Genomic DNA, 12133 nt, shown 5'->3' on the forward strand with positions numbered 1-12133 from the left:
CAATGACCATCGGTATTGTATCGGCCGCCTATGTTGCGGCAGCGGTTCTCTTCATCCTCTCGCTCGGCGGCCTGTCCGGCCAGGAAAGCGCCAAGCGCGCCGTCTGGTACGGCATTGTCGGCATGGCCCTTGCCGTAGTTGCCACGATCTTCGGCCCCATGATCGACAAGACCGTCGGCAATTGGTTCATCATCGCGCTGATGATCGCCGGCGGCGCAGTGCTCGGCCATTATGTGGCGAGCCGGGTGCAGATGACGGAAATGCCGCAGCTCGTTGCGGCGCTGCATTCCTTCGTCGGCCTTGCCGCCGTGTTCATCGGCTTCAATGCCCATCTCGAAGCGGCCCATGTCGCTTCTCTCGACGAGGCTTCCCGCGCAGCCCTCACCGGATTTGCCGGCATATTGGCCCACAAGGACATGGTGGAACTGTCGATCATGAAGGTCGAGGTCTTCCTCGGCGTCTTCATCGGTGCGGTCACCTTCACCGGCTCGGTCGTCGCCTTCGGCAAGCTTGCCGGCAAATTGGACGGCAAGGCCAGGAAGCTGCCGGGCGGGCACGTTCTCAACGCGAGCGCCGCGATCGCCTCGCTGATCCTGCTGCTGATGTACTTCAACGGCGCCGGTGTCTGGACGCTTCTCCTGATGACGGCACTTGCCTTCTTCATCGGCTATCACCTGATCATGGGCATTGGCGGCGCCGACATGCCGGTCGTCGTCTCGATGCTGAACTCCTATTCCGGCTGGGCGGCAGCCGCGATCGGCTTCACGCTTGGCAACGACCTCCTGATCGTCACCGGCGCCCTGGTCGGCTCCTCTGGTGCGATCCTCTCCTACATCATGTGCAAGGCGATGAACCGCTCCTTCGTCTCGGTCATCCTCGGCGGCTTCGGCGCGAGCACCGGCGCGCAGATGGAGATCATCGGCGAGCAGATCGCCATTAGTGCCGAGGGCGTCGCGGCCGCCTTGGACGAGGCCGACAGCATCGTGATCGTGCCGGGCTACGGCATGGCGGTGGCCCAGGCGCAGCAGTCGGTCTCGGAACTGACCCGCAAGCTGCGGGCTGCCGGCAAGACCGTCCGCTTCGCCATCCATCCGGTGGCCGGCCGTCTGCCCGGCCACATGAACGTGCTGCTTGCCGAAGCGAAGGTTCCCTACGACATCGTGCTGGAAATGGACGAGATCAACGACGACTTCCCCAATACCGACGTCGTCATCGTCATTGGCTCGAACGACATCGTCAACCCGGCGGCGCAGGAAGATCCGAATTCGCCGATATCCGGCATGCCGGTGCTCGAAGTCTGGAAGGCCAAGCAGGTCTTCGTCTCCAAGCGCGGTCAGGGCACCGGTTATTCCGGCATCGAGAACCCGCTGTTCTTCAAGGAGAACACCCGCATGTTCTATGGTGATGCCAAGAAGTCGGTCAGTGAGCTCTTGCCGATGATCGGCTAGGCAGGATACGCGCGCAGCCTTGCGACGAGCGTAGTTGTTGCGGGTCCAGATCAAACCCGCCCCCACCCCGACCATCATTCATCTCAATGATGATGATCCCCTCAAACTCTGAATTAGACCGGTATGAAGGCGCCGTGCAAACCTTCGTCCGGTGCACCGCTAGGCGGGCGCAATGAAGATTTGACTTCGTCGTGCATTCGCATGTCCCACCGCACGGTCCGCAATCGACAGCCAAAGGAAGCCAGCGATGACTGAGAACAGACCGATCAACCTTACCCGCCGTTCCCTTCTTATCGCGTCGTGCATGTGCATTGGGTGCGCCGTGCCTGGCCCCTTGTTTGCTGCCGCGCCGATAGTTGCGAGCGAAGCACCCGACTTCTATCGCTTGATGGTTGGCGACTACGAGGTAACGGTGCTGTCCGACGGCAAGCTCCCCCTTGCAGCGATGAAATTGTTGCAAGGGAACTCCGCGCGGATAGCCGAAGCCTTGAAAAGCGACTTTCTCGGCGAGCAGGTCGAGACCTCCCACAATTCCTTTCTTGTGAATACCGGCGACAAACTGGTTTTGATCGATGCGGGCGCGGGCACTCTATTGGGGCCGCACACCGGCAAATTGCTCGGCAATCTACGCTCGGCTGGCTACAGGCCAGAACAAGTGGATGAAGTCTATCTCACCCACATGCATACAGATCACATCGGTGGCCTGATGTCCGGAAAGGAACGCGCTTTCCCGAATGCGATTATCCGCGCCGATAAGCGCGACGCAGATTACTGGCTGAGCGAAGAAGAAATGCGCGCCGCTCCCGCCGAGGCGAAGCGCTTCTTCCAGGCGACCATGGCTTCGCTGTCCCCTTATATGAAAGCTGGCAAGCTGAAGACTTTCGAGGGTAGTACCGATCTGATCCCGGGAATTCGAGCGCAACCCGCCTATGGGCATACCCCCGGACACACGATGTTCGAGATAGAAAGTAAGGGGGAGAAGCTGCTCCTGTGGGGCGATATCGTCCATGTCGCCGCAGTTCAGTTCGTCGATCCGACCGTCACGATCGGATATGATGTCGACCGGACCCAGGCCGAACAGGAGCACTGGCGCGTCTTCGACGACACAGCGAAAAGCCGGTGCATGATCGGGGGCGCGCACCTCCCCTTTCCTGGGCTTGGCCATGTTCGCGATAACGGCGACAAGACTTACGCGTATGTGCCGTTGAGCTAGCGATCGGCATAAGCCAGCCAGGAGACGATCCGCTAAGCCTCTGCCGATCCCGAGTTCTCGCCGAGCATCAGCACTTGGCGGGGAAGCGCCGTTGCAGTTCGGTCGTCTCGTCGCAACTCAACGGTCTGGTTTTCTCACCGCGTAGCAGCAGGAACAGTTTGGCGGTTTCCTCAAGTTCCTCGGCGGAATAGACCGCCTCGGAAAGATCGGCGCCGGCAACAACCGGGCCGTGGTTGGCGAGCAGCACTGCATGGCTATCGGAAATCCGCTCCGCAACCGCCTTGGCCAGGGCCTCGTCGCCGGGCGGATAATACGGGACGAGAGGCAGACGTCCGACGCGCATGACGTAATAGGCCGTAAGCGGCGGAAGCACATCGTCATGGTCAATCCCGCAGAGACAGCTAACCGCGACAGAATGGGTCGAATGCAGATGGACGACAGCTCTCGCACGCGGCCGCTTGTCGTACATGACGCGATGGAGAAACGCTTCCTTGGTGGGAGCGTCACCGGAAACGTGCAGCCCCGTATCATCCAACTTGGCGATGCGCGATGGATCGATCGTTCCCATGGACGATCCGGTTGGGGTCATCAGCCATCCATCGTCAATGCGGACGCTGATGTTTCCGGTCGATCCAGCAGTCAGGCCGCGATCGAAAAGCGATTTTGCATAGCCGGCGATCTGGTCGCGAATTTTTGTTTCGCTCATGCGGGAATATCCAAGGCGCGTTCAAAAAAATCCGGGCCGCCGAAATTGCCGCTTTTGAGCGCCACCTGCAAGGGCTGATCGGAAAGCGTCGTCGTCCATGGCACTCCGGGCGCGATTTCAGCACCGATGGAAAGTCCCTGTATTTTGAGCGCCGAAATCACCGCTCCGGAAGTCTCTCCTCCTGCCACCAGCAACCGGCTGACGCCATCCGCCACAAGTCCTTCCGCGATGGCGGCCAGTGTATGCTCCATCATGGCGCCGGCCTGCTCGCGCCCGTATTTCACCTGGTTTGCCTCCACCTCATCGGGATCGGCAGATCCGTAGATCACGACCGGCCGGTCGGCAGGCTGGCTTTTCGCCCAGGAAAGGGCCTGCTCTACGACGGGATGCATTTCGGCTATGGCGTCCAGGTCGATCCTGCGGCTCGGCCAAAGTGCCCTAGCCCTGGCAAGCTGCTGACGCGTGGCGGCGGAGCAACTGCCGGCGAGGATTGCCGCTCGTGGCGGCGTCGAGGATCCAGAGGCGCGTTCGACCGGCTTGCGCGGCGAAATGCCGAAATTGGCTGGCAGGCCCATGGCGAGCGCCGAGCCGCCGGTTACGAGCTTGTGACCGCGCACGGCGCGTCCGATGGACCGGAGATGCTCGTCATGGATCGCGTCCGTAACGGCGTAGCGTTGTCCAGTCTCTGTGAGACCGGCAAAAACTTCCGCAATCGCGGCATCGCCCGCGGAGACGACCTCATGAGGAACGAGACCAACATCGTGGGCCGACTGTTCCGCCATCAGCGCGACGAGGTCGGAACGGCGCATCGGCGTCAACGGATGGTCCTTCATCGGCGAATCCTGCAATAGCTGGCGGCCGACGAAAAGATGCCCGTTGAACACCGTCCGCCCGTTCTTCGGGAAGGCAGGACAGACTACCGCGATCTTCGCATCAAGCGCGTCGCTCAAGGCATCCGCGACGGGACCGATATTGCCCTGGGCGGTGGAGTCGAATGTCGAGCAGTATTTAAAGAAAATCTGCTCGGCGCCGTGTGTCCGCAGCCACTGAAGGGCACCGAGCGATTGCGCGACAGCTTCCGAGACGGGAGCGGTCCGGGATTTTAGCGCAACGACGACGGCATCCGCGTCAAGAACATCGAATGCCGGCGCGGGAACGCCGATCGACATCACCGTCCGCATTCCCTCGCGTACGAGAATGCTGGCGATATCGGTTGCCCCGGTGAAGTCGTCGGCTATGACGCCAAGAAGAATACCCATCGCTCATCCCCGCTTATAAGGTTCGAACCAGCCCAAACCGTCCGTCGTTCGACCGCGAGGATGATACTCGCAGCCGACATAGCCCGTGTAGCCGAGCCGATCGAGCTCGGAAAACAGGAATGGATAGTTAAGCTCTTCGCCGTCCGGCTCCTGACGCGACGGCACGCTGGCGATCTGCACGTGCCCGCTGATTGGCATCAGCTTCCGCAGGCGTGTCGTCACGTCGCCATGAATGATCTGGCAATGGTAGATGTCAAACTGCAGCTTCACATTGGTGAGGCCGAATTCATCGATCATCTGCGCAGCCGTATGGAAATCATTGAGGAAATAGCCGGGCATATTGCGCCCATTGATGGGTTCCAGCAGAAGATCGATGCCTTTTTCGGCCAGTCGATGAGCAGCATGCTCCACCGCACGACGATAGCTGACCTGAGCTTGTGGATCGCTGCGGTCGGCGAGGCCGGCCATCAGGTGAATCTTCTTGACGCCAGTGGCTTCGGCATAGACGAGCGCGCGGGTCACGCCCTCGTCCACATCGCCGAAGCGGTCCGGCAGCGATGCCAGCCCGCGCGCGCCGGCGGCCCAATCACCCGGAGGCATGTTGAAAAGTGCCTGGGTTAAGCCGTTGCGGACAAGCCGTTCCTGGATGTCCTCGGGCTTGAAGTCATAGGGAAACAGGTACTCGACAGCCGAAAACCCGGCCTCGGCGGCAGCGTCGAAACGGTCAAGGAACGACCATTCGTTGAACATCATCGTCAGATTGGCGGCGAAGGTTGGCATGGCTCACCTCGTCATTTCCGGAAGCGAGGCGCCGGACAATTGCGCATAAAGGCGTGCGAGCGACGAATCGTCGTCGCGTCCCATGCCGGCGCCGGAAGCCGCAAGGTACATTTGCAACGCCGCGGCACTGAGCGGCACCGGATAGCGTTCGGACCGCGCCATGTCCTGGATGATACCAAGATCCTTGACGAAAATATCGATGGCGCTGAGGGGCGTGTAGTCGCCGGCGAGCACATGGGGGATGCGGTTTTCGAACATCCACGAATTGCCGGCGGATGCGGTAATCACCTCATAGACCTTGTCGAGGTCGAGCCCCAGTTTCGCGGCGAGCGAGATCGCCTCACAGGCGGCGGCGATGTGAACACCGGCGAGCAACTGGTTGATCATCTTGAAGGCAGCGCCAGCGCCAGCGGTTTCACCGAGCTCATAGACCTTAGCGGCCATGGCATCGAGCGCACGGCGCGCGGCGCTGAAGGCAGCCTTTGTCCCCGAGGCCATAACCGTCAGCTCGCCGCTGGCGGCGCGCGCCGCTCCACCCGAAATGGGGGCGTCGAGATAGTGAACGGCCCTTGCCTCGAGCTGCGCGGAAAGCCTGCCAGCCACCGCGGGATCCATGGTTGCGGACGAGATAAATACGGAACCGGGACGCATGACACCGGCAATGCCGCCCGCACCGAACAAGACGCTTTCCGTCTGCGCCGCGTTGACGACCACCGAAACGACGATGTCGGCTTCTTTCGCAGCTTCTGCGATGCTGGAAGCGGAGCGGCCGCCTGCCTGCACGAAGCGAGAAACGGCATCCGCGGAAATATCGACACCGATCACATCGAAGCCGGCCTTCTTGAGCGAGAGAGCCATGCCCATGCCCATGGCGCCAAGACCAATGACGGCCGCCACCTGGGGCGTTTCCGCGTTTTCCTGAAGGGTTGTCATATGATGATCCTTAAATGATACAGCGGTTGGCCTCCCCGGCGCCTGATGTCGGGGAGGCACTCATTCAGCGGTTTACCGTCTTTGCCGGCACGGAAAGTGTTGCGATGCAACCGACGATCAATGCCGCCGCCAGAAAATACATACCAATAGAGTTACTGCCTGTGGCGTCCTTGAGATAACCGATTATGAACGGTCCCAGGAAGCCCGCAAGATTGCCGACCGAATTGATCCACGCGATGCCGGCTGCGGCACCCGTGCCGGCCAGAAAGGCAGTCGGCAGGGACCAGAATAGCGGTGCGCAGGTGATCGCGCCGGCAGCAGCCAGCGAGAGCGCCGCGATGGCGACCCCGGTACTCGATGCGGCGGTTGCGGCGATGAAGCCGATGCTGGCGATCATGGCAGGGACGACGAGATGCCAACGGCGTTCGCGGAAGTGATCGGACGAGCGTCCGAGAACAAGCATAGTGATGAATGTGCAGATGTAGGGGATTGCCGAGACCAGGCCGACGTTGAAATTGCCGACAACCCCGGAAGCCTTGACGAGCGTCGGCATCCAAAAGTTCAGGCCGTATTGACCGAGCACGAAGCAGAAATAGATGAGGCTCATCAGCCATACCCGACCGTCGCGCAGGGTCGCACCGAGGCTGCTGGGACTCGCTGTCTTGATCCGGTTCTCAGCCTCCATGTTGGCGAACAGAACATCTTTCTCCTTTTGATCCAGCCATTTCGCATCTTCAATACGGTTGTCGAGATAGCAAAGGACGACAAAGCCGAGCAGCACAGCGGGGATGGCCTCAATCATGAACATCCATTGCCATCCGGACATGCCGTTGAAGGTGTGAAGGCTGTCCATGATCCAGCCCGAAAGCGGGTTTCCGAAAATGGCGGAAACTGGGATGGCAGACATGAACGTCGCAATGATCTTGGCGCGCCGATGGGACGGATACCAGGATGCCAGATAAAGAATGATCCCCGGAAAAAAGCCGGCTTCCGCCAGACCAAGCAGGAAACGCAGAATGTAGAACATCCTCTCCGAGCTCGTGAATGCGAAGGCGGCCGAAATGATGCCCCAGGTGATCATGACGCGGGCGATCCATATCCGCGCGCCGACCCTGTTCATGAGCAGATTGCTGGGCACTTCGAAAAGGAAGTAGCCAATGAAGAAAATGCCGGCACCGGCACCGTAGGCCGCTTCCGAAAGACCCAGCTCGCTGGACATCTGCAATTTGGCGAAGCCGACATTGACGCGGTCGAGATAAGCGACCACGTAGCAGAACATCAGCAAGGGCATAATTCTCCAGAAAACTTTCTTGTAAGCGATATTTTCTACCGCTTCGGACGCGCCCGCACGGGCGGCCGATGCCTGATCCAGCACCGTCATTGCTCTCCTCCTCCGATAAAATACGGGTAGTCCCGCCTCCCGCGCCCAAATTGGCAGCGCTGCCATTTCCTATAAACAATTTTGGCAGCGCTGCCAAGCAGTTTTTGGCAGCGCTGCCATTGAACAAAGGAGTGCTTTTCTAATATGCTTGCAAAGGCCGCTTTTCAGAGTGCGACGCGCTTTCCAAAGTCTTGATTGACAAGCCGAAACCCGCGAGGCACTCGAAGGAACATTTCGCGAGAATCTCGAGCTGGGGGAAGGAAATGGATCTGAAAAACACGCCGATCACACTGGCCGAGGTTGCTGACGCGGCCGGCGTCGGCGAAAGCACGGTCTCGCGTGTGCTGCGCAATCATGGGTCCTTTTCCGAGAAAACGCGCGCCCGCGTCATGGCGGCGGTCGACAAACTTGGCTATGTCCCCAATAGAATCGCGGGAGCCTTGGCATCGACGGGCACTCCCCTGGTGGCGATCATCGTGCCCTCTCTCTCGAATATCGTCTTCGCCGACGTCTTGAGCGGCGTTACCCGGGCGCTTGAGACGCGGCAGAAGCAGGCCGTGTTCGCCGTTACCGAATATGATCCGCTACGGGAAGAGGCGCTTGTCGCGGCCGTTCTGGCGTGGCGACCGGAAGCGGTCATGCTTGTCGGCCTGGAGCATACCGAGGGAACGCGAAAGCTGCTTCGCACCGCGGGCTGCCGTGTTCTGGAACTGCTGGATATCGATGGAGAACCGCTAGATATCGCTGTCGGATTCTCGCATCGATCGGCCGGCAAGGCGACTGCCACCCATCTCATTGAAAAAGGCTATACACGCATCGCTTATGTCGGACACGACATGGAACGCGACACCCGCAGCGCAAAACGCTTCGCAGGGTTTGTCGATCAACTCAGCCAGGCAGGGCTCGCGCTGAGAGATCGGGAAATCCGCAATACTCCTTCCTCCGTCAGCCTGGGAAAAGCGGGATTGGCGAGTGTTTTAAGCCGATCCCCAGACGTTGAGGCCGTGTATTTCTCCAATGACGACATGGCGCTTGGGGGCTACTTCCATTGCCTGGCCGCGGGAATTCCCGTGCCCGACCGGCTCGCGATCATCGGCTTCAACGCTCTCGATATCTGCCGCCACACCCCGCAGCCCATCGCCAGCATTCTCACGCGGCGTGTGGATATAGGAAGGCGGGCCGCGGAACTCCTTCTGGAGGATGCTCCTCCCCAAACGGTCGATGTCGGATTCGATCTCGTGCCGGGCGGGACGGCCTGACAAAACTTCGCGGTACGGCGGGCACAGCCCGAGGCGGTGGTCGCGTCGTGTCGACGCGCGCTCCCGAGAGTCTCAGGGCGAGCGCCGCATCCGAACCCGCCCTCGTTTCAGCAATGCGTGCCTGGACCCGAATGAAACCATCTGAGGCTCCCGACATACAACCTATTGCGGCTGCGCGGCCGCGCTGCTGTAGACGGAGTAAACTAGCCAGCCACAGTCTACCGGTAACACCACGCCGGTGATCGCGGCTGCAGCGGGTGAACACAGGAAATAAATTACTTCGCCTATTTCGCTTGGCTCCACGAATCTCCGAAGCGCAGACTTGGACACGACCTTTGACGGATCGCGCTCTCCTTTCTCGATGCGATCCTGCATCGCCGGCGTCAAAGTATAACCGGGCGCTACGGCATTCACCCGAACCCCTTGAGGTCCCAATTCGGCAGCCATCACTTCCGTCAATGTCCTTAGCGCAGCCTTGCTCATCGCATATGCAGGTTGCGGATGAGCCTGAAAGGTTGTCAGCGAACACATGTTGATAATCACGCCGCGTCCAGCCTCAGCCATTCTCTTTCCGAAGGCTCTGCCGGTCAAAACGCTTCCGCGAAGGTTGACGCCGATTATCTTGTCAAAATCTTCGACGCGCATGGACGTCAATCGGGTCGCATTTTGCAAGATGCCACCTGAGTTGATGAGTGCCTCCACAGCACCGTCTTGGGAAAATACCGATTCTGAAAAATTTTCGACGGCCATTTCATCCGTAACATCGAGATAGACGAACCGAGAATCGCAGTTTTGCAACGTTAATTCGTCCGCGATTTTCCTGCCGCGATCAGCATTGATGTCAGCGATAATTGTTCTCCAGCCGGCCGCGGCAAATTTCCGAACCGTCGCCTCTCCAATCCCGCTTGCTCCGCCCGTTACTACCGCGAGTGGTGCTCTGGCGCCGATTTTCTCATTCATGCGTGGGCTCCTGAACCACTTATCAAATCTAGAATCCGTCGATCTAATGTCGACAATAACAAAATGTCAATCGACATTTCACGAAGAGGCAGGTCACATTTGAAGCAATATTTATGTCGACATTTGACCGACAATCTGCAAAATATGCTATCAGAGGCGTAACTGAACGCCCTAAACTGAAGTGACCAACATGACCATTTACACGTTCGATTGCATTGAAGGTCACACGGCTGGCATGCCCGTGCGGCTAATAACTTCTGGACAGCCAGATCTTGTAGGCGCGACGCAAAGCGAGAGACGACTGGATTTCATCGCCCGCCACGATTGGATTCGCACTGGCCTGATGTGTGAGCCCAGGGGCCACGAAATGATGTCGGGAGCGATGCTGGTTCCGTCCACCCGAAGCGATTGCGACGCCGGCGTGCTCTACCTGGAGACCTCAGGGTGCCTGCCAATGTGCGGTCACGCGACGATCGGGTTGGTTACTTTCATCATCGAAAAGGGATTGATTGAACCGGCGACACCCGGCCTTGTCCGCCTGGACACGCCTGCCGGAGTCGTTGAGGCCAGATATGAAAAGACGGGTGAGAAAGTCAGCGGGGTTCGTTTCAGCAACGTACCCTCCTTCGTTCTTGCCCAAGGCGTCGAATTGAACCATCCGGATCTCGGCCTCATCGTCTTTGACATCGCCTATGGTGGAAATTTTTATCCCATAGTCGAGAGCCAGCGGAATTTTGGAGATTGTGCGGATTATTCCCCCGAAGAGTTGCGAAGAATGGCGCAGGTCCTTGTCAAGCTACTTCCCAGCGTCATCGATGTCGTCCACCCAGACAATCCGAGCATACGGGGGGCGCATCACACGATGTGGTGCGGCGCGCCTATGAAGGGCGCCGACGCGCGCGCAGTTGTCATCGCGACCCCCAAAATCATTGATCGCTCACCGTGCGGCACCGGCACATCGGCACGCGTGGCGCTCCGGGCAGCACGCGGAGAGCAGCAGATCGGCGATGTTTTCAGCCACGAGAGCTTGATCGGTTCCATATTCAAAGGACGGATCGAGCGTCATGTAACCCTGGACGCCGGCATACCCGCAGTCATTCCAAGCGTTGAAGGCCGTGCCTATATTACGGGGGTCTCAACTCACGTTATCGATGACCAGGAACCATACGCTGCAGGCTATTTGACCTGAATCAGCAGCGCCCAATCATGCGGTCTCATAGTCGAGCGGCATCAAACCGATGGCCTCACGCTAATATGAGCCGGCATAACCTTCAATGGCCGTCGGGCGGGACGGCCTCGGTCGGGACCGTTTCCTTCAGGTTCTTCCGGTGGAAGATGAAGAGGCCGGCAAAGACGATGATCGCGGCGCCGATAATGATCTGCATATCGGGAATATCGTTGAAGAAGATGTAGCCCAGCACGATCGCCCAGAGCAGCAGCGTATATTGCAGCGGCGCGAGCAGCGATGCCGGTGCGAGCTTCAACGAGCGCGTGATGAGCAGATGCGCGCAAGAGGCTACGATACCGAGCAGCAGCATGCCGAGCCAATCGATGGGCGTCGCCGGCCGCCAGTGGCCGATGCTCAAGACGATGCCGGTGGCAAGGGCGGCGATCGTCTGCCAGGTCACGAGTGTCGTGTCGCTGGTCGAGCGCAGATAGCGGCTCATCACCAGCGTCAGTGCAAAGGCTAAGCTGCCCGCGAGACCGAAAAGCGACGGAAGCGACAGCATCGCCGTGGACGGACGCAGCGCGATGACGACGCCGGCGAAGCCGACCAGAACGGCCAGCCAACGGCGCCAGCCGATCTTTTCCCCAAGAAAGAAATGCGAGAGCGCCGCAACATAGATCGGCCCGGCCATATAGAAGGTCATCACATCTGCGAGCGGCAGATAGGCGACGGCAGCGTAGAACAGGCCGACATCGCCAGTCGCCATGGCCACCCGCATGAACTGGAGGCCTTTCTGCTCGACGCGGAACAAGGCCATCGGCCCTTGTCTCACAATCATCGGTCCGAGCACGACAAAAGCTCCGAACGAACGGATCACCAGCACCTGACCGACGGCAAAACTCGAGACCAGCCACTTGCCCATCGCATCGTTCAACGCAAAGAGCAGATCGCCGAGCAGCATCAGCACGACGCCGGTCATGATCAGGTTTCCGGCGTTGGCCACGGCTGTCTTAGTCTTCATTCCCC

11 protein-coding genes are annotated in these 12133 nt (G+C 59.5%); 4 read left to right on the top strand and 7 right to left on the bottom strand.

The window, feature by feature from the left end:
- Positions 1-2: 2 nt before the first annotated feature.
- Both QA648_RS29210 and QA648_RS29215 read left to right on the top strand, forming a co-directional pair.
- Positions 3-1448, top strand: a complete 1446-nt coding sequence (locus QA648_RS29210) for an NAD(P)(+) transhydrogenase (Re/Si-specific) subunit beta (RefSeq protein ID WP_283052289.1) — start codon at positions 3-5, stop codon at positions 1446-1448.
- 247 nt (positions 1449-1695) lie between these two features.
- Positions 1696-2661: an MBL fold metallo-hydrolase gene (locus tag QA648_RS29215; protein ID WP_283052405.1), complete on the top strand. Its 966-nt coding sequence runs from the start codon at positions 1696-1698 to the stop codon at positions 2659-2661.
- Between the two features lie 67 nt (positions 2662-2728).
- On the opposite strand, the gene otnC is transcribed toward QA648_RS29215, so the two are convergent.
- The 5 genes from otnC to QA648_RS29240 form a co-directional block, all read right to left on the bottom strand.
- Positions 2729-3367 carry a 3-oxo-tetronate 4-phosphate decarboxylase gene (otnC, locus tag QA648_RS29220; protein ID WP_283052406.1) on the bottom strand — a complete coding sequence of 213 codons (639 nt, stop codon included), beginning with the start codon at positions 3365-3367 and terminating at the stop codon, positions 2729-2731.
- Positions 3364-4626 (bottom strand): 3-oxo-tetronate kinase, encoded by a 1263-nt coding sequence (gene otnK / locus QA648_RS29225; RefSeq protein WP_283052407.1) that lies wholly within the window; start codon positions 4624-4626, stop codon positions 3364-3366. The genes otnC and otnK overlap by 4 nt, the downstream gene beginning before the upstream one ends.
- Positions 4627-4629: 3 nt before the next feature.
- Entirely contained in the window at positions 4630-5406 is a 777-nt protein-coding gene (gene otnI / locus QA648_RS29230) for a 2-oxo-tetronate isomerase (RefSeq protein WP_283052408.1), read from the bottom strand.
- Positions 5407-5409: 3 nt separating this feature from the next.
- The gene (gene ltnD, locus QA648_RS29235) at positions 5410-6339 is read right to left on the bottom strand and encodes an L-threonate dehydrogenase (protein ID WP_283052409.1); all 930 of its coding nucleotides are present in this window, start codon (positions 6337-6339) and stop codon (positions 5410-5412) included.
- Between the two features lie 64 nt (positions 6340-6403).
- On the bottom strand, positions 6404-7720 hold the full coding sequence (locus tag QA648_RS29240) for an MFS transporter (RefSeq protein WP_104827476.1): 1317 nt from the start codon (positions 7718-7720) through the stop codon (positions 6404-6406).
- 263 nt (positions 7721-7983) lie between these two features.
- On the opposite strand from QA648_RS29240, the gene QA648_RS29245 reads away from it, so the two are divergent.
- Positions 7984-8979: a LacI family DNA-binding transcriptional regulator gene (locus QA648_RS29245; protein WP_283052412.1), complete on the top strand. Its 996-nt coding sequence runs from the start codon at positions 7984-7986 to the stop codon at positions 8977-8979.
- A gap of 162 nt (positions 8980-9141) precedes the next feature.
- Here QA648_RS29245 and QA648_RS29250 read toward each other — a convergent pair whose 3' ends face one another.
- The gene (locus QA648_RS29250) at positions 9142-9939 is read right to left on the bottom strand and encodes an SDR family oxidoreductase (RefSeq protein WP_283052414.1); all 798 of its coding nucleotides are present in this window, start codon (positions 9937-9939) and stop codon (positions 9142-9144) included.
- Between the two features lie 190 nt (positions 9940-10129).
- Between QA648_RS29250 and QA648_RS29255 the strand changes: the two genes are divergently transcribed.
- Positions 10130-11128: a 4-hydroxyproline epimerase gene (locus QA648_RS29255; protein ID WP_283052416.1), complete on the top strand. Its 999-nt coding sequence runs from the start codon at positions 10130-10132 to the stop codon at positions 11126-11128.
- Positions 11129-11210: 82 nt separating this feature from the next.
- Here QA648_RS29255 and QA648_RS29260 read toward each other — a convergent pair whose 3' ends face one another.
- The gene (locus tag QA648_RS29260; protein WP_283052417.1) at positions 11211-12128 is read right to left on the bottom strand and encodes a DMT family transporter; all 918 of its coding nucleotides are present in this window, start codon (positions 12126-12128) and stop codon (positions 11211-11213) included.
- Positions 12129-12133 lie beyond the last annotated feature (5 nt).

Origin of the sequence: Rhizobium sp. CB3171 (assembly GCF_029714265.1) — a bacterium.
In the GTDB taxonomy this organism is placed as follows: Bacteria; Pseudomonadota; Alphaproteobacteria; order Rhizobiales; family Rhizobiaceae; genus Rhizobium.

Excerpts from the sequence above, each read along its gene's own strand:
- QA648_RS29210 (WP_283052289.1), top strand. The coding sequence starts at position 3 with ATGACCATCGGTATTGTATCGGCCGCCTATGTTGCGGCAGCGGTTCTC.
- QA648_RS29215 (WP_283052405.1), top strand. The coding sequence starts at position 1,696 with ATGACTGAGAACAGACCGATCAACCTTACCCGCCGTTCCCTTCTTATC.
- otnC (WP_283052406.1), bottom strand. The coding sequence starts at position 3,367 with ATGAGCGAAACAAAAATTCGCGACCAGATCGCCGGCTATGCAAAATCG.
- otnK (WP_283052407.1), bottom strand. The coding sequence starts at position 4,626 with ATGGGTATTCTTCTTGGCGTCATAGCCGACGACTTCACCGGGGCAACC.
- otnI (WP_283052408.1), bottom strand. The coding sequence starts at position 5,406 with ATGCCAACCTTCGCCGCCAATCTGACGATGATGTTCAACGAATGGTCG.
- ltnD (WP_283052409.1), bottom strand. The coding sequence starts at position 6,339 with ATGACAACCCTTCAGGAAAACGCGGAAACGCCCCAGGTGGCGGCCGTC.
- QA648_RS29240 (WP_104827476.1), bottom strand. The coding sequence starts at position 7,720 with ATGACGGTGCTGGATCAGGCATCGGCCGCCCGTGCGGGCGCGTCCGAA.
- QA648_RS29245 (WP_283052412.1), top strand. The coding sequence starts at position 7,984 with ATGGATCTGAAAAACACGCCGATCACACTGGCCGAGGTTGCTGACGCG.
- QA648_RS29250 (WP_283052414.1), bottom strand. The coding sequence starts at position 9,939 with ATGAATGAGAAAATCGGCGCCAGAGCACCACTCGCGGTAGTAACGGGC.
- QA648_RS29255 (WP_283052416.1), top strand. The coding sequence starts at position 10,130 with ATGACCATTTACACGTTCGATTGCATTGAAGGTCACACGGCTGGCATG.
- QA648_RS29260 (WP_283052417.1), bottom strand. The coding sequence starts at position 12,128 with ATGAAGACTAAGACAGCCGTGGCCAACGCCGGAAACCTGATCATGACC.